The sequence below is a fragment of the Nostoc sp. TCL26-01 genome (assembly GCF_013393945.1).
Classification (GTDB): domain Bacteria; phylum Cyanobacteriota; class Cyanobacteriia; order Cyanobacteriales; family Nostocaceae; genus Trichormus.
Window position 1 is genome coordinate 2,183,045 of the sequence record NZ_CP040297.1, and the last position, 18,026, is coordinate 2,201,070.

The following is an 18,026-nucleotide window of genomic DNA, read 5'->3' on the forward strand; positions in this document are numbered from 1 at the left end:
GAATAAGCAACTGTTTTTAGAATATAGCTTACATTTCTCACTTACATCTGTCCGGAGGATCATAACCCAGTAAACTATTATGTAGCCAAACTGACAAAAATATAAATTTTGTAGCCAAGAATACTAAAAATCTAGACTGGGATCAACTTATTCTGATATCAACATAGAGAAAATGGTAGAAAACACAGAGAAATCATAAATATTAAATCATTCTAAAAAATTCTTCTGGAAAAACTAGTTCTTCATTCATCCTACTATTAATCAACTCATGAAAGTCGCTACTTGGAATGTCAACTCGATTCGCACTCGTTTAGAACAAGTGATTGATTGGTTACGTGAAAATCCCGTTGACATTCTCTGTTTGCAAGAAACCAAAGTTGTAGATGCAGATTTTCCGCGATCGCCTTTTGTCGAATTAGGCTACCACCTCTATTTTTCTGGACAAAAAGCTTATAACGGTGTCGCTTTAATTAGTCAGCAACCACTTATAGATGTTAGTGCCGGATTTACACCAATTTTGCCAAATATTGATCCCATATGGGATGAGCAAAAGCGAGTCATTACAGCCACACTAGATGGCATTCGCATTGTCAACCTTTACGTTCCCAATGGTTCAGCCGTCGGCAGCGAGAAATACGAGTTTAAATTACGCTGGTTGACAGTACTAAGAGAATATTTGCAAAATCTATTACTACTCCAACCAGCCATCTGTGTATGTGGTGACTTTAATATTGCCCTAGAAGCGAGAGACATTCACGAAAAAGTCAACCCAGAAAATCACATCATGGCATCCGCAGCAGAGCGCCAAGCCCTAAGAGATGTTCTAGAATTGGGATTTGCTGATGCCTTTCGCAAATTTACCAGCGAAGGCGGACATTTCAGTTGGTGGGACTACCGTACCGCCGCCTTCCGCCGCAACCTCGGCTGGCGCATCGACCATCACTATCTCACACCAGTCCTGTACGAGAAAGCAAAAAGTTGCATCATTGACACAGCACCCAGAAAACTCACCCAACCAAGTGACCACACACCCGTGATTGTTGAATTTTAAAACCTTAACCATTATGTATTTAGTAACTGGAGCAACAGGAGGAATCGGTCGCCGAGTTGTGCGACTCCTACGTGAACGAGAGGAGTCTGTACGCGCATTTGTACGACTCACGTCGCGTTACGGCGAACTAGAACATCGAGGAGCAGATATTTTCATTGGTGATTTACGGCAAGAACAAGATATTGAAAAGGCGTGTCGTGGTATTCAATATATAGTTAGCGCCCACGGTTCTGATAGCGATGCTCTAAGCCTTGACTACCGCGCGAATATTCAACTTATTGACCAAGCCAAGGCTAATGGCGTACAGCACTTTATCTTCATTTCCGTATTAGGAGCCGACAGAGGTTATGAAGATGCGCCCGTTTTCAAAGCCAAGCGGGCTGTAGAGCGATATTTAGCGGCTAGTGGCTTAAATTACACCATTTTACGTCCGGCTGGATTAGCATCTAACTTATTATCTTTAGCAGAAAGGTTTCGGGATACGGGATTATATCTACTGATTGGCGACCCCAAAAATCGCACATCGATTGTTAGTACAGATGATTTGGCAAAGATAGTAATTGATTCAGTGATAGTTCCAGCAGCTCATAATCAAATATTTTCCGTCGGGGGGCCAGAGATTTTATTACGTGAAGATATTCCACAAATTTTTAGTCGCATCTTCAATAAACAGCCAGTGGTGGTTCATGCACCATTATTTATAGTTGATAGTTTGCGGGGTGTTTTGGGCTTAATGAATTCTGAAGCACAAACAGCTTTAGGAACCTTTCGCACATTACTGGCCAATGAATTTTTCTGTAGAAGAGATGAAGTAGCTAACATAGAGCAGACTTTCAATTTCCAGTTGGAAACCTTAGAAAGTTTTTTGCGCCGCTATTTAGCAGTTTGAAAGAAGAGTGCTGAGGGAGGGAGTGAGGGAGTGCTGAGTGCTGAGTGCTGAGTGTAGCAACTGACCAATGACTAAGACTAATGACTCTTGCCTCTTCCCTGTCACCTGTCCCCTGTCACCTGTCCCCTGTCACCTGTTACCTGTCCCCTCCCCCAATCCCCAATCCCCAATCCCCAATCCCCAATCCCCAATCCCCAATCCCCTATGAAATATTCCCTATCCGCCAATGCGGCTCAAGCTCGTCAGACAAAACAGCAATTTGCCAGACCAGAAGACCAACTATCTTATGAACTGGGTAAGGCAGTCAAGGAATTGCCGCCACTGTATACTAGATTACTGGCAGGAACGATTAGCGTGATCGTATTTGGCGCGATCGCCTGGGCTAATTTCTCGGAAATCGATGAAGTCGCGGTTGCACAAGGGGAATTAATTGCTTCCACCCAAGTACGACCAGTGACAGCTTTAGGTAATGGGATAATCGATAGTATTAAAGTCAGAGAAGGCGATCGCGTGACTAAGGATCAAGTCTTAATTCAACGTGACCCAGACTTGAAGCAAACTGATGTTAACCGCCTAGCTAAAGCCACACAACTAATTCAACAAGATTTGCAGCGTCTGGAAGTAGAACGCATAGGTGGTCAAACCACCGGTACAGAAATACAAGACGAACTCTTAAAATCTCGTTTGCGAGACTATCAAGCACGTCAAGCCGGAGCAGAAGCAGAAGCCAATCGTCAACAAGCACTGATTGCTCAGGCAAAAGTCCGCCTCACTCGCCTACAAGAAAATTTAGTTAATACCAAAACTAGCCTTGTCAACGCCAAAACTAACTTCGTCAATGCCCAAAGCATCCGTGATAAGGTTGAAGAAAATTTAGCGATCGCCCAAAGCCGAGAAGAAAATTTACGTACCCTCATTACTCCTGGTGCTGTCCCCAGAGTTGATTACTTAGAAGCCAAAGAAAGACTATCCCGCGCTCAAACAGAAATTATTCGCGCCAAAGATGAGGTGACTAACGCTCAAAATCGCATCACCGAGGCACAAGACAAAGTTACATCCCTAGAAAAAGATATCGCTGCTCAAGTTCAAGAAATTCGCCAAGCAGAACAAGCCTATCAAGCTGCACGTAGTCAAGCACAACGTTTAGCATCAGAACGCCAAAGCGAAATTTTAACCCAAGCAAACAAACGCCGTGAAGAACTAGCGAATACTTCTGGTCAATTGGAGCAAGCTAGAAAAGAAGAAGATGGGGAAACTATCAAATCTCCCGTTGCTGGCACAATCTATAAAATCAAAGCCACAAAAGGGCCAGTCCAAGCAGGTGAAGAATTACTTTCAATTCTCCCAGAAGGTGAAGAAATGCTTCTAGAAGTGAAAGTTCTCAACCGCGATATTGGTTTTATTCAAAAAGGTATGAAGGCAAAAGTCAAAATGGCAACTTTTCCCTTCCAAGAATTCGGCACTATTGAAGGTGTTGTTGACCAAGTAAGTCCCAATTCCATCGTTGATAAAGAATTGGGGTTAGTTTTTCCCACCAGAATTAAGCTCAATCAACACTCAGTTATTGTGCGCGGTCAAGAAGTAACATTTACGCCAGGGATGGCTGCCACTGGTGAAATTGTGACTCGTAAAAAATCAATTTTAACTTTCATTATGGAACCAGTTACTCGCCGCTTTAGTGAAGCATTTTCTGTCAGATAGTTAACCATTACAGGGTGTGTTATGCCGTCAGGCTAACGCACCTTCATAAGAAAATTTTGCTGATGATTTTTGATATAATCTAAAAAAATAGAAACCCTAAAAATGATTGGTACAAATATTTACATCAGTCAAGAAACTCAAGAATCTCTAATTAAAGCGGCAGCTTTACAACAAATTTCCGTTGAAGAACTAGCCTCTTCTATTTTGAGGGAAACTATCCAAGAAAAGTTTGGGAGAAATAGCTATTCTGCTGAGAATAAAGCCAAATTTGCAGCTAATCCTCTTAGAGAAATGCAACCCTACGTTTATTTAGCAGATCCTAATGAACCCGTTATTTCTCCTGATGATTGGGAAATAAATCAGGATTGTGAGGTGAATGATTTGTGATCATTCTTGATACTCATATTTGGGTTTGGTGGAATCACAATGATTCTAAGTTAAGCCCTAATCACGCTGAGGCAATAAATAGAGAAAGACCTTATGGTTTAGGCGTTTGCTCTATAAGTTTATTAGAGATTAGCAGATTGGTTACCCAAAATCGGTTAATTCTTCCTTGTCCAGTTCAAGAATGGTTTAATATTGCCCTAGCACAAGAAGGCGTAGTTCTTCTGTCAATCACTTCTCAAATTGCTATTGATTGCTACTCACTTCCAGGCAATTTTCATAAAGATCCAGCCGATAGAATTATCGTTTCGACAGCAAGAATATATGATGTCCCCTTGGTGAGTGTTGATGAAAAAATACTTGCCTATTCTTATGTAAAAACAGTTTTCCCTTAAAGGGATTAAGTAAGAGATTTTTTGAAAAACATAGTTAAAGGCGGGTGCGGGAATTGAACCCGCTCATCCCCAAAATGGAGAGGATTTATCCGATAACCCTAAATTCTGCGTCCCCGCAAGGCAAGTGATGAATCAGGATGTCCCGCCATGAAGCAGGATAAAAGATAGTTATTATCTTTTACCCTGATGTAATTCAGCCGTTTTTACAACTCACCTGTAGCTAGCATTTGGATGATGCGTGGTGTACCGGGGTCAAATCCTGCCAAATCCCAAGATAGGGGATCTTGAGGATCTACTAAGGTGATTTGATAAGGTGTCAAAGTGACATATACAGCCTTAACATCCGGGTTGACCTTTTTACGGTACTCCGCCAATGCTTGAGATGGGTGCTTGTATCCCGCCCAGCTTTCTGAGTCAGTCCAGAAGCAGACTACATCGGCTTTGAACTTGTGCTTAATCATCCATTCATAAGCGACAGAAGCATCTGTACCACCGAAGTTTTGGTTGCTGGCTTTACGCACCGCCGAACTAAAACTATCTTTAGCGGTGATATTCAACTCCCGAAATTCGTTAGCAAAGCCACGAATCATGTAGTTCTTCTCGGCTTTGGCTGTGACAAGCGCCATTGTGGTAGCAATTTCACAGCAACTCAGCCCCATGTCTGCAACTAAGCTACCCATAGAACCAGAAACGTCTACGGCGTGCATGAACACTTTACCCGTAGGTTCCACTACATCAAAGGACAATTCCACGGCTTTTTCTAAAATGTCCACGATGCGAGGAACAGGATTCCATGTTTTCTTACTGCGTCCTAACTTTCCCCCAGATTGATATGTTTTCAAGGCTTTTAACACATCAATGGGGTGAATTCGTCCTTTTTGCAAACGTTCTTTGCTGTTAAGAATGCCTTCCACACGGAGTAAGTTGGCACTTTCATCAGTGCGTAATACACCCAGTTCAGTGAGTGAACCAAGGTTACGCAACATTGCTCCAATGGGCATTTCCTGAAATAGCAATTGCCAAGCTTGCTTGTCCATATTGCCCACGGGTGCAGCCATTTCGTGAGTTAAGTGTCCTTGAACAATGGCTTGGTGAGTTTCACTAGGGTGGCGTTTGAGCCATTCATACCACCAAATCTGTGTCAAATCTGCTGAGGGTATTTCTGTTGGTAATTCTGCCCAACCTTTGACTACCCATTCATAGAGTTGACGGTGGTTTTCTGTAGGTGGTTTGACGTGGAATAGGCGTAAAGCGTCACGGTGAGTAAAGCCTTGACGTTGTTGGTATTTCAACAATTGATAAGCTAAACCCTTGACATCTTCTCTTGATAGCCAAGATTTACCAGCTTCCCGCACCACCTTACCAAAACCTCGTAGAGATTTGGTGTAGTTCAGCCATTCATAAAAGTGGCTACCTGTACGGACAACTTGCGGGAAAATTTCGCCAAATGCTTGTTTTGCTTCTGGTGTTTCACCCATCGACAGCAATACCAAAGCCAAGATAGGCGCACTGTTATTGATGGCGCGTCCATCACTGGCATACAAAATTTCTTCCGCAACCCGGCTAGGATTTTCTGCCACGGCTTGTTTAATAACAGCTACAAAATCTTCAGTTAGTTCTTGCTTGCCAGCGTAGTATGTGCTTTTTGCTGTGCCGACTAATAGACACCGACGCAGCATTTGCCAAATACCCGCATCAAACATCCAACCACCGGAACGTCCTTGAATCATCTCTGCTTCCCGTCCAGGGATGGGTTGAGATTGGGGTGTGGTTGTTTTTTTCTTAGTAAAGAAGTTGTAATTCATGGCTTCATCTCCCAGCCCTCACGGGCAAAAATGCAAGGTGGCAGAGCAGGAATCGAACCTGCGTCCTCTCGAACCCAAATCGATAACCCTCAATTCTTCGGCCTTTACAGGCAAGAGGCGAACAAGGATGTTTAGCGCTCTACCTCTGAGCTACCTGCCACATATCAATACAAAATTCAAAATTTAGATTTGGAGTGGCGGGGCAGGAATTGAACCTGCGTCATCCCGATTAAATGTCGATAACCTTCATTCTTCGGTCTTTGCAGACAAGGTGTGAACAAAGATGTTTTTGGCGCTCTACCTCTGAGCTACCCGCCACATGAAAATTCAAAATGTCAGATTTGGAGTGGTGGAGCAGGAATTGAACCTCCTTCATAGTGATTAAATGTCGATAATCCTCAATTCTTCGGTCTTTGCAGACAAGGAGTGAACAAGGATGTTTAGCGCTCTACCTCTGAGCTACCCGCCACATGAAAATTCCAAATTCAAAATTAGTAAGAAAACTACTCACTACTCATAACTCAGCACTCACTACTGATTTAGGTGTAGCAGAGCAGGATTTGCACCTGCACTTCCAGAAGTTTGATTAAGGGGTGTTCAAGTTGCTATCGATAACCCTCAATCTGTCGGCCTTTACAGGCAAAGGGGGCGCTCTGGTATTTGAGCTATCTGCTACGGATTTCGGCTAACTTCTTTGGGAATGTCAGCTTGTAGTATTACTGTAGTATATGTAATTTAAGGTGTCAAGATAGGAATTGAAATTTTTGATCGCATCTTAATATACAAAGGTGCGTCAGTATGAGTAATTTCTTGATGTAGCTAGGTTTTCTGGCACTGACGCACCCTACTAATCAGTGAATTTGGGATAATTTATTTTTTGGTCTTCCCTGACGCGCTTGAGAGATGATTACAAACTTGTATTTCTTGCTTTGGCAAAAATATTTTTGCTTGTTTTTGCCGAAATTTTAGGTTTTTTGGCGCAAATAGGTCAGGACACTGCTGAGTTTTGCCGAGACTTTGCCAAAATATACAAAAACTGGTCTCAATTTTTGCCAATATAGTATATTATTTCCTAAAAAATTCGCTTGGCAAAAATCGGCATGAGTGAAAAAATAATCGAAAGTAACGGGAAGGCGTTTCTCGTTTTACTTTTGCCAATATCGTTTTTAGTTATTTTCCTGGTTTCTACCTGGAGATTTTTGCTGGCGCTGATTGTTGTGGCAATTGGTTTCAAGATTTGGCAAGAATATCAATGGCAGCAGTGGTGTCAGCGAGTTAATCCTGTTTTTAGTCAATTAATTCGAGAAAATCAGGGCAAAATTACGCCAGTAGATTTATCAATGCGGGGCAATTTTCCGGGAAGCGCCGCAAAACGTTATTTAGATGGGAGAGCTGGGGAGTTTGGTGCAAGTATACTACCCGCAGCCGAAGGTGGTGAGGTTTATTACTTTATCACGGGTAGTATTTTGGGTGACATCCTCAGTAGTAGTGAGCCTGTCAAAGAAATTGCACCGCCACCAGTGACTACAGATGCGCGATCGCTCCTAGCACCACCACCACCGCCACCAGAGTCATTAGTAGAAGAACTAGAAACTGAATTACCACCACCAGTAGTTCAGGAAGAAGTTAGGCAAAATCTGGAAAAACAGTTAATGTTTGGTTCACTAATTCAATCAGAATTAGCTAAACGACTCAACGTTTATTCCAGCACTGTCTACAAACGGCGCAATGATCCAGATTTTCCAGAATGGACTCGTAACCGTGATCCTGATGGTATTGCTTGGACTTTTTCGGAAAAAACTAAGGAGTTTTTTCCATTAGAAGAAAATGAAAGCAAAAACTAACAAGTTGATCAATCGCCAATTTTTGGTTTGGCGATCGCTCATATCAAAAGTAGAGAATGAGGAAAAGTAGCGAATTACAAGACTAAAATCAAATATCTAAATCTTGTAATGCCAAACGAATTTGCTCCATCCGTCTACGGTTAACACCCAAATCCGAATCACCGACGCGGGATGCTGATCGGATATGGATGACTGACTCATTCGTGGGTAGATAAAACTCTACATCATCGACAAACTTGAAAATGCGACTCTTAGAAAGAGCATGGATGTAATTATCTGTCTGCTCTACAACTTCTGTGCGGGGGACAACAGTGAGAACCTTAAGTAGGACTTCTCGTGCTTTGTCACGGTTGACGTGATAAGCGATCGCATCAATGGCGTGTTTAGGATCAGCATCTTGGCTGACAACACAATTGGGTGAAGGTGGACAAGCACTGAGGTGATCATTGTTAACTCCCAAAGCAGAAGCAGTAGCAGGAAAGATTACACTACTGACAGTCATCAGTATGATTAAGGTAATACTCCATAGGAGCCGATGAGCAAAAGTTTTTAGCCAGGACATGAAAAATTTACTCCTGTGAGTTTAAATAGCATTCAATCTATTTTGAGTTATTTCGGATGCCTGTTAAAGATTAAGCTGAGAGTAGTGAGTGAGAGACAAGGGGACAAGGGGACAAGGGGATAAGAAGAAAATAATTTTGATCATTGACTAATGACTAATGACTAATGACTAATGACCATTGACCATTGACTAATGACTAATGACTATTGACCAATGACCATTAACGATTAAAAATGTTACCAAGAGAAGAACTTTTAAAGGGTGTTGAAAATCGAGATAGTGTAGCTCGTGTAATTGACCAAGCAGAGCAGGCGATAAAGACTTGGGAGGTAGTTTTAACAGATTTTTTGTCACCTCCAGAGTTAGCAGAAATTCAACGGGTGTTTAGTCGATTAACAGAAGTACAATTAGTGGCGTGGGGTGGATATCCGCAAGCAGAACGGCAAAGACTAGCGATCGCTCGCGGTGAATTACCATTAGATCAGTCCCAAGTCAGTCTGGTGGTGCTGGAAATAGCCGGCAATTTCTTATTTGATTCAGCGACTCACCGCGACTTTTTAGGCGCAATGTTGGGGACAGGAATTGTCAGAGAAAAAACGGGCGATATTATTGTTTTGGGTGAACGCGGCGCACAGGCGATCGTTGTTCCAGAATTGGTGGAATTTTTACAACTGCATCTGCAACAAGTGCGATCAGTTCCCGTCAAAACTCAGCCAATTGATATATCTGAGTTAAAAGTCCGGGAACCCAAGAAAAAAGAATTAACCACTGTGGAAGCTTCCTTACGGCTAGATGCGATCGCTTCTGCTGGTTTTGGGATGTCTCGCAGTAAGATGGTTGATTTAATTGATGCTAACGATGTCCGTGTCAATTGGAAAGAAATTACACAAGCCAGTTCCCAAGTAAAAACAGGTGACTTAATCGCCATTCGCGGTAAAGGACGCTTGGAAGTAGGAGAAATTGCTGTTACTAAAAAAGACCGTTACCGAGTTCAATTAACAAGATATATGTAATTTGATATGGGACTAGTATTCGATTTTTGTTGGCGTAGCCTGTGCTTACACGATCAAACCGAAGTTCAGAGGCTGTAGGGGCGGGTTCACAAATATGCTTCAATCATTCACGAATATCTCATAAACCCGCCCCTACTTTGAAATGTTTAGCTAACAAAGTCAACAGGATTTTTCGTGGTACAAGTTTAGCTACTGCACTTCTTAAATGTGTACCAGTATCGCTAATAATCACATTTGGCTCCCACTGTTCCAATGCTGTGAGAGATTCCCGCACAACCTCTTGGGAAGACATAACTGTATTGGTGGTTTGTGCCAAAGCTGGGGGGAAATTAGCTTCGGTGAAAAAGTTAGTTTCTGTCGGCCCAGGACACGCCACTAAAACTCTGATACCATATTGACGATTTTCTGCCCACAAAGCTTCACTAAAACTGACAGCAAAAGCCTTACTTGCAGCATAAACCGAGAGATATGGTATTGGCTGAAAAGCAGCAATAGAGGCGACATTGATGATACTCCCCGAACGACGCTGACGCATCAGGGGTAAAAAGTGGTGGGTTAAATCTACCAACGCCAAGACATTTAACTGGACAATTTTGATTTGTCTGGTGCGATCGCTTTCGGCAAAGTCGCCATAATCACCAAAACCAGCATTGTTAATTAGTATATCAATAGTTAATCCTTGGGTTTTCGTGGCATCAAATACAGTCGCAGCTGCATCCGGTTCTGTTAAGTCTTTAACTATGACATCTACTTGTATTTTGTATTGCTGTTGTAGTTCTTGCGCTAATTGATTCAGTTTCTCGACTGAACGCGCCACCAGTACCAAATTTGTTTGCCTTGCAGCTAGTTCTCTGGCAAAAGCCTCACCAATTCCCCCAGAAGCACCCGTAATTAAAGCCGTCGTCATTGTCAAGGATAAGTATTTTCTGATTAACTCTCTAAATTTTAACAATAGTATTTTTAGCTTTTATCCATCTAATGAGCTGACTAGTTCATAGTATTTTCTCTCCAAAGAAATGGTGACTATCAGCTACAAACTCATAGCCGGGTTTAGTCATCGGTGATTTTTTTGAGCAAAGCATGGGAATACTAATACTAAAAGCAACAGACTGTATCTATGTATCGCCTTAATCAAAGAGCCTGGAAAATATTGTTTGCTGAAGTTAAAAAATGCAGTGGTCAAGACCAAATTAGTAGAATTGAGTTAGAAATAGTCATTAAACGTTTAGAAAAGCTGCGTCAAGAAAAAGGTTCCCCGGCTCAGATAGATGAACTACGAGACACAGTTATAGATATATATCCACAATTTAGCGAAAAAGTTCTTAAGCAAGCTGCAAAAGCTAATCAAGCACCTGGTCTTTTTGCCAAAATCAAATGGGTAACTATCATCTTGGGTGGTTCTGTTGGGGTAGTTTGGTTAGTGAATTTACCTTATCCCATGATTCGCCGTCCTGTAGCTAAAGTAGCACCAATACTGCTGTTACCCAGTTATATGAGTATGGATTATCATTATCGTGGGGTAATTAAAAATCTTCAGCAAGCTGACCAATTAATCAATAGAGCTACAAGTCCAGCTGACATAGAAGAAGGTGCAAAAAAAGTCAAAGCAGCACAAAAACATCTGGATAATCTACCTGTGTGGTTTTTGGGATACTATCCACAGTCGTACTGTAGTTTATTTGGTTGTAGTTGGAAGTTTACCCTAGATGAATTTGAAGCAGCTCGTCAGCAAGCAGCGCGGATAGAGGCTATTGTTTTTCAAGACCAGAACGCTTTGACACCATTCCATCAAGGAGAGATGGCGATAAAATTAGCCAAGCAACAATATGAACAGGCTACTAGTTCACAGGATAGAGAAAAAGCGATCGCTTCTTGGCAAGCCGGAATCGATCAATTAGAAGAAATCCCTCAACAAACATTAGCCGCAAAAACAGCCCAAAGCAAACTCAAAGCCTATAAACGCGATTTTGAGAATGCACGTATCGGTAACTTCATTGCAGCTGCTCAAGAATTTGACCTCGCCGCCGAGAAACTGAAACTCACCCAATCTCAAACAGCATCGGAATTATGGCGACAGTCAATTAACCGCATTAACCAAGTTCCTGTAGAAAACCCGCGCTATCTGGAAGCACAAAAGTTATTAGCAATGTACCAAGGCAAAATCCAAAGCCTTGTTGACCCCAATAGTAGCAAAATGATTGCAGGTGCTAAACAATTTGCCCTGGCTGCGGCTAAAGCATCTCAAAATCCACCACACACAGCGACACAATGGCAACAAATCGCTAAACTGTGGTCAACAGCAATAGACCAACTGCAAAATATTCGTGTAGAAGAACCAGGTTATTTAGAAGCACAGAAGTTACTCGCAACATACCAAACCAACTTAGGAATTGTCGAGACTCGACTACAAGCAGAGATTGAGTCACAATCATTTCTCAAACAAGCCAATGAGCAAATCCAAAGTTTAATCGCGTCTCCCCCCACCGACCCACAACAGTTCCAAGGACAAATACAAGGTATCATCAATCAACTGAACACTATTAAACCAGGAACAACAGCCTACGCAGAAGGTAAAAGACTCCTAGCCCTGGCACAACAAAGACTGAAACATTAGCATAAACTTGCTGTTACTGGAAATGTATGCTATATTCATAAATCGTGTGGTTAAGGACGTATAGCTCAGTTGGTTAGAGCGCTACGTTGACATCGTAGAGGTCACTGGTTCGAATCCAGTTACGTCCATCAAATATCTAGAGTGACTAATGATTTATCGTCTCTGACAGGTTAATCTCGTCAGAGATGAATTGTTGTTATCAAGTAGAGACGTTGCACTACCATTAATATTGTTGTGTTGTTGTGTAGTATCAGCTGAATGCAGCCTTTGTATGATTCCTTCTCCTCTATGAGTAAGGTTAAGCCTGCATTTCTCACAAAACGGTAGGAGCGAATCATTCACGAATATCTGGTTAACCCGCCCCTACAGTCTCTGGACTTCGGTTTGATAAATTTCGTGAGAAATTCGAGTAAGGAATGAGGGCAAGTTTTGCATTCGTGCAAGAGGTTTATTCTATATTTATAGAACTAGATATATCTTGACTATAAATTTAGATAAAATCCATCTCACTTACTATAAGAATCAAAAGTTCACATCTAACTAAAAGAGGTTTTTCATCCCAGTCAAAGAATCTATCTTCAGATAAATTCCTAAAACTTGCAAACTAGCTTAGGTTATGTACAGGCTCTGCAACAAGTGTTGGTTGTCGCAATAGATTTTCATGGAGTATATTCCTAATTCTGCTTTGCTACGTTTTGGAATTGTTGTCTTGACTGTGGCATTTGCGTGTACGCTGATGCTGTTGTTAGATCCTTGGTTGGGAACGCATGGCACTCCTTTTTTGCTATTTTTTAGTGCTGTGATGGTGAGTGCTTGGTATGGTGGGTTGAAGTGGGGGCTACTCGCCACTGGTTTATCTGCCCTCCTTAGTGATTATTTTTTCCTATCACCAAGGTATGAGCTGTCTTTAGACACAGTTAGTATAGCAAAAATGGGGTTATTTGCTGCACAAGGATGGCTTTTTAGTATCTTGTGTGAAAAGTTAAAAAATGTCAAAGGACGAGATGAGGTGAATCTTCATCGGCTCCAAGTGAGTGAAGAAAGATTTCGCTTGGCATTAAGTAGATCAGATATCACCGTTTTTCAGCAGGATCGGGATTTACGTTATCAGTGGATTCATAATCCCCAAGGTATAGCCACGGCGGAAGCAATTCTGGGCAAGTCTGATAGTGAATTATTCCCGGCGACGATAGCAGAGCAACTAACAGCAATTAAGCAAAGAGTAATAGAGCATGATGTTTCTGCCCGTGAAGAGATTGGCATAAAATTACGAGGAGAAACTCTGTACTATGATTTGTTGATTGAACCACTCAAAGTCAATGGTCAAATCCAAGGTATTACCTGTGCAGGGGTAAATATTACTGATCGCAAACAAGCAGAACTAGAAAAAGCTAAACTACAACAGAAACTACAACAAGCGATCGCTCAAAAAGATAGATCATTAGCGTTGCTCAATGCTTGGGTGGGGAGTTCACCAGTAGCATTGGCTTTTTTGGATACAGAACTGCGCTATGTCTACGCCAATGAAGCATTAGCAATAACTAACGGCGTACCACAAGATCAACACATCGGACGCACCATTAGAGAAGTACTACCAGTATGGGCTGAACAACTGGAGCCTGTTCTGTATCAAGTGATGCAAACCAGAGAGGCATTACTTAATCAAGAAGTAAGCGGAGAAACCTATCCACCAGGCGTATATCGTCATGGACTAGTCAACTACTATCCTGTATGCCTTCCAGATGGAGAATTACTGGGTGTAGGTGTTACTGGCATTGACATTACCCAACTTAAACAAACAGCGCAAGCATTACGGGAGAGTGAAGCCAAGTTTCGCAGTGTGGTTGAGTCTAATATGATTGGTATTGGCTTTTGGGAAAGAGATGGCAATATCACAGAAGCTAATGATGCCTTGCTGCACATTATCGGCTATAGCCGTGAAGAAATAGTTGAAGGAAGAGTGCGTTGGCAAGATTTAACTCCGCCGGAGTATTTGCCATTAGACGAACAAGCAATAGCTCAATTTCAAGATAGTAATTATTGCATCCCCTTTGAGAAAGAATATATCCGTAAAGATGGTTCGCGCGTGCCAATTTTCATCGGGGGTAGTCACTTTGAAGGAACCTTAGAACGGGGAGCTTTTTTTGTCTTGGACATTACAGAACGTAAGCGGGCAGAAGAAGCATTGCGCTATATTGCCAAAACAAGTAGTACACTTGCTAGTTCCCTAGATTATGAGGCAACCTTAGAGCAAATTGCCAAAATTTCTGTACCACAATTAGCTGATTGGTGTTGTGTCGATGTTGTGGAAGATGGCACAATTCGCCGTTTACCCATTGCTCATGTAGATCCACTCAAAGCTGAATGGGCGCGTCAACTCCAGCAATATACACCAAATCTTCAGAGCGCTAGTTTAATTGCTAAAGTCATCCAAACTAGTGAAGCAATCTTAACTACAGAAATCTCAGATGCCTTATTGACAGAAGCTACTCACAATCAAGCACATTTAGACTTGGTAAGGCAGATGGGAATCAAGTCTATGATGGTTTTACCCTTGGTAGCACATGAGCAAGTATTGGGATGTATGACATTTGTTACCGCAGAATCAGGGCGTTGTTACAATCAAGCTGACTTAGCCTTAGCTAAAGATATTGCCTATCGTGCTGCTCTAGCGGTAGAAAATGCCCAACTATATCTAGATATCCATCAGGCATTAAATCACTATGCCGAGTCCTTGTCACTTCTGGATGCACTACTAGCTGCTGCACCTGTGGCTATCTGCTTTTTAGATCGGGATTTGCGATATATCAGAATTAATCAGGTATTAGCAGATATTAACGGTTTGAGTGTGGAAGAACATCTGGGACAAAAATTTCGGGAAGTTCACCCCCAGATGGCAGATGAGTTTGAAGCACAGATGCAACGGGTGTTAGATACCGGTGACCCCTTATTAAATCTAGAGATTAATGGCGAAATACCAAGCAACCCAGGAACTTACGGGTACTGGCTGGGAAATTATTACCCAGTTCACAATGCTTTGGGGGAAACAGTAGGTATTGGGATTATCCTGGCAGATGTGACAGCTACTAAACGAGCAGAAATTGCCCTCAGAGAAAGTGAAGAAAGATTCCGGGCAATGTTTGATCAAGCAGCTGTGGGCATTACCCTGGTAACTTTAGAGGGAAAATTCCTGCAAATCAATCCAGCTTTGTGTGAAATCACCGGATATAGCTATGAGGAGTTAAATCAGAAAAATTTTGGAGAAATTACCCATCCTGACGATTTGGATGCTGATTGGGTTCATGCTCGGCAAGTCTTGGCACGGGAGATTAACGGTTACTCTCTAGAAAAACGTTATATCCGCAAAGATGGTAGTATTGTTTGGGTGAATATTACCGCGTCGGCAGTATGGGATGATGACGGTAATCCCAAGTATGCTTTAGGCATTATTGAAGATATTAGTGAACGCCAAGCCGCTTTACAAGAACGCCAACAAGCCGAAGCAACACAAAACTTTTTAGTTGCCGCTAGTACTATCCTGGCGGCTTCTTTTGATTATGAAGCTAGTTTGAATAATGTGGCTAAGTTAGCAGTGCCTGTGCTGGCAGATTGGTGTGTTGTGGATATTTTACAACCAGACTGGTCAATTAAACAAATAGCGATCGCCACTGCTCACCCCACAACCCAGGAACTTTTAGCCAAAATTCGCCAGTCTTACCCACCGAAAGTTGATGATCAACACCCATTCTACGCCACACTCATCGCCGGGCAATCTATTTTTTATCCTCAATTGCCAGAGGCTATCTTACAAGCAATGGCTGAAAATGAGGAGCATCGACAATTATTGCAAAACTTAGAGATGCGATCGCTAATGGTGATTCCCCTCTACTCACGGGGGCGAATATTCGGCGTGATCTCTTTTGTCACCGGAAATTCCCATCGGGAATATACACCACAAGACTTGGCTTTAGCCGAAGATATTGCCCGTCGTGCAGCTACAGCCATTGATAATGCCAGACTCTACCAAGAAACTCAGCAGGCTAAACAAGCAGCAGAACTAGCCATGAGTCGGACAGTCCGCCTGCAAAGCATCACAGCCGCCCTCTCAGAAGCTGTCACTCCCCAACAAGTTGCTAGTGTGGTAGTTAAGCAAGGCATCGCTGCTCTAGATGCCAGTGCTGGTTCTGTGGTTTTGTTAACTGAGGGGGGTAATAGTCTGCAAATGCTAGAAGCCGTCGGTTATCCACAATCTGTCAGAGATCACTGGACAAGTTTCCCTATCAGCGCTAATGTACCGATTGCCGAAACAGCGAGAAACGGCACAGCAATTTTTTTGGCAAATGTAGAAATGGTGGCGAGGAGATATCCGGCGATTGCCGATATTCCTGCTCAGACGGGTAATTGTGCCTTTGCTTGTATTCCTCTGATCGTCAAGCAGCAGACAATTGGTGTTTTGGGTTTAAGCTTTGCCACAGCCCAAACATTTAATGAGGAAGAACAAAAATTTATGTTGACATTGGGGCAACAATGCGCTCAGGCGATCGCTCGCGCCCAACTTTACGAAGCCGAAAAGAATGCCCGCGCCGCCGCCGAATCAGCCAACCGCATCAAAGATGAATTCCTCACCGTCCTTTCCCATGAACTGCGGACACCCCTTAATCCCATCATGGGTTGGGCCAAGTTACTCCGCACCCGCAAGTATAACGAATCCACAGTCAACCAAGCCCTAGAAACTATTGAACGCAACGCCAAGTTACAAACTCAACTCATAGATGATTTGCTGGATGTTTCCCGGATTTTACGCGGTAAGTTGCATCTCAACATCTGTGCAGTGGATTTAAAAACTACAATTAACGCCGCATTAGAAACGGTACGCCTAGCCGCCGAAGCCAAATCGATCACAGTGCAGACATTCCTCTCTGATGCTGTCGGACAAGTCATGGGTGATGGCGATCGCTTACAACAAGTAGTCTGGAATTTGCTCTCGAATGCCGTTAAGTTTACCCCATCCGAAGGACGGGTAGAAGTATATTTGCAACAGGTAGGACGAGAAGCGCAAATCCAAGTCATTGACACAGGTAAAGGGATTACACCAGAATTTTTACCCCATGTTTTTGAATATTTTCGTCAAGCAGACGCAAAAACCACAAGAATATTCGGTGGTCTAGGCTTAGGATTGGCAATTGTCCGTCATCTGGTAGAACTCCACGGTGGCACAGTCCAAGCCGAGAGTCCAGGAGAAGATCAAGGGGCAACTTTTACGGTGAGACTACCAATACATAAAAATGCTGCTAACCTGATGATGTGTGCGGAAGCAAGCACTACCACATCTGAGTTACCAGACTCCCTATTAACTGGGGTAAACATTTTACTGGTAGATGATCAAGCTGATGTCAGAGAGTTTTTCAGCTTTGCCCTAGAACAATGTGGGGCAACAGTCACAACAGCAGCATCGGCAACAGAAGTACTAGAAATTTTAGCCCAAACCAAGCATGATATCCTACTGAGCGATATCGGTATGCCAGAAATGGATGGTTATATGTTACTCCGGCAAATCAGAACATGGACACCAGAACAAGGTGGACAAATTCCTGCGATCGCTCTCACCGCCTATGCTGGAGAAATCGATCAAAATCAAGCCCTAAATGCAGGTTTTCAAAAACATATCCCCAAGCCAGCAGATCCAGCCGATTTAGCCCAGGCAATTGTACAAATTTTAGGCGATCGTCGTACATGATACCAATTTCCCTTAAATGTGAACAGTAGAG

Annotated in this window: 12 protein-coding genes and 3 tRNA genes; 10 read left to right on the top strand and 5 right to left on the bottom strand. The window is 42.6% G+C overall.

Annotated elements, in window-relative coordinates; translation table 11 throughout:
• Positions 1-268: 268 nt before the first annotated feature.
• The 5 genes from xth (at position 269) to FD725_RS09475 (ending at position 4,420) form a co-directional block, all read left to right on the top strand.
• Positions 269-1,051, top strand: coding sequence for an exodeoxyribonuclease III (gene xth / locus FD725_RS09455; protein ID WP_179047891.1), 783 nt, complete (start codon positions 269-271; stop codon positions 1,049-1,051).
• A gap of 13 nt (positions 1,052-1,064) precedes the next feature.
• The gene (locus FD725_RS09460; RefSeq protein WP_179047892.1) at positions 1,065-1,940 is read left to right on the top strand and encodes an SDR family oxidoreductase; all 876 of its coding nucleotides are present in this window, start codon (positions 1,065-1,067) and stop codon (positions 1,938-1,940) included.
• Positions 1,941-2,144: 204 nt separating this feature from the next.
• On the top strand, positions 2,145-3,641 hold the full coding sequence (locus FD725_RS09465; RefSeq protein ID WP_179047893.1) for an HlyD family efflux transporter periplasmic adaptor subunit: 1,497 nt from the start codon (positions 2,145-2,147) through the stop codon (positions 3,639-3,641).
• Between the two features lie 102 nt (positions 3,642-3,743).
• A complete protein-coding gene (locus tag FD725_RS09470) occupies positions 3,744-4,028 on the top strand; it encodes a hypothetical protein (protein ID WP_179047894.1) in 285 nt (94 codons plus the stop codon).
• Complete coding sequence (locus FD725_RS09475) at positions 4,025-4,420, top strand: type II toxin-antitoxin system VapC family toxin (protein WP_179047895.1); 396 nt, start codon at positions 4,025-4,027, stop codon at positions 4,418-4,420. The genes FD725_RS09470 and FD725_RS09475 overlap by 4 nt, the downstream gene beginning before the upstream one ends.
• 203 nt (positions 4,421-4,623) lie before the next feature.
• Here FD725_RS09475 and FD725_RS09480 read toward each other — a convergent pair whose 3' ends face one another.
• From FD725_RS09480 to FD725_RS09490, 3 genes are all read right to left on the bottom strand, one after another.
• On the bottom strand, positions 4,624-6,225 hold the full coding sequence (locus tag FD725_RS09480; RefSeq protein ID WP_179047896.1) for a TROVE domain-containing protein: 1,602 nt from the start codon (positions 6,223-6,225) through the stop codon (positions 4,624-4,626).
• A gap of 37 nt (positions 6,226-6,262) precedes the next feature.
• A tRNA-OTHER gene (locus tag FD725_RS09485) sits at positions 6,263-6,385 on the bottom strand.
• 34 nt (positions 6,386-6,419) lie between these two features.
• Positions 6,420-6,543 (bottom strand) — tRNA-OTHER (locus tag FD725_RS09490).
• Positions 6,544-7,325: 782 nt separating this feature from the next.
• Here FD725_RS09490 and FD725_RS09495 point away from each other — a divergent pair.
• Positions 7,326-8,069: a hypothetical protein gene (locus tag FD725_RS09495; protein WP_179047897.1), complete on the top strand. Its 744-nt coding sequence runs from the start codon at positions 7,326-7,328 to the stop codon at positions 8,067-8,069.
• Positions 8,070-8,157: 88 nt separating this feature from the next.
• On the opposite strand, the gene FD725_RS09500 is transcribed toward FD725_RS09495, so the two are convergent.
• Positions 8,158-8,631, bottom strand: a complete 474-nt coding sequence (locus tag FD725_RS09500; protein WP_179047898.1) for a DUF1499 domain-containing protein — start codon at positions 8,629-8,631, stop codon at positions 8,158-8,160.
• Between the two features lie 233 nt (positions 8,632-8,864).
• On the opposite strand from FD725_RS09500, the gene FD725_RS09505 reads away from it, so the two are divergent.
• A complete protein-coding gene (locus tag FD725_RS09505; protein WP_179047899.1) occupies positions 8,865-9,644 on the top strand; it encodes a photosystem II S4 domain protein in 780 nt (259 codons plus the stop codon).
• A 118-nt stretch (positions 9,645-9,762) separates the two neighbouring features.
• On the opposite strand, the gene FD725_RS09510 is transcribed toward FD725_RS09505, so the two are convergent.
• Complete coding sequence (locus FD725_RS09510; protein WP_179047900.1) at positions 9,763-10,551, bottom strand: SDR family oxidoreductase; 789 nt, start codon at positions 10,549-10,551, stop codon at positions 9,763-9,765.
• Between the two features lie 210 nt (positions 10,552-10,761).
• Here FD725_RS09510 and FD725_RS09515 point away from each other — a divergent pair, with 210 nt between their 5' ends.
• The 3 genes from FD725_RS09515 to FD725_RS09525 all read left to right on the top strand — a co-directional run bounded on the left by FD725_RS09515 (position 10,762) and on the right by FD725_RS09525 (position 17,995).
• Entirely contained in the window at positions 10,762-12,258 is a 1,497-nt protein-coding gene (locus FD725_RS09515) for a hypothetical protein (RefSeq protein WP_179047901.1), read from the top strand.
• Between the two features lie 54 nt (positions 12,259-12,312).
• Positions 12,313-12,386: transfer RNA gene (locus FD725_RS09520), tRNA-Val, on the top strand.
• A 533-nt stretch (positions 12,387-12,919) separates the two neighbouring features.
• Positions 12,920-17,995 carry a PAS domain S-box protein gene (locus tag FD725_RS09525; protein WP_179047902.1) on the top strand — a complete coding sequence of 1,692 codons (5,076 nt, stop codon included), beginning with the start codon at positions 12,920-12,922 and terminating at the stop codon, positions 17,993-17,995.
• Positions 17,996-18,026: the final 31 nt, after the last annotated feature.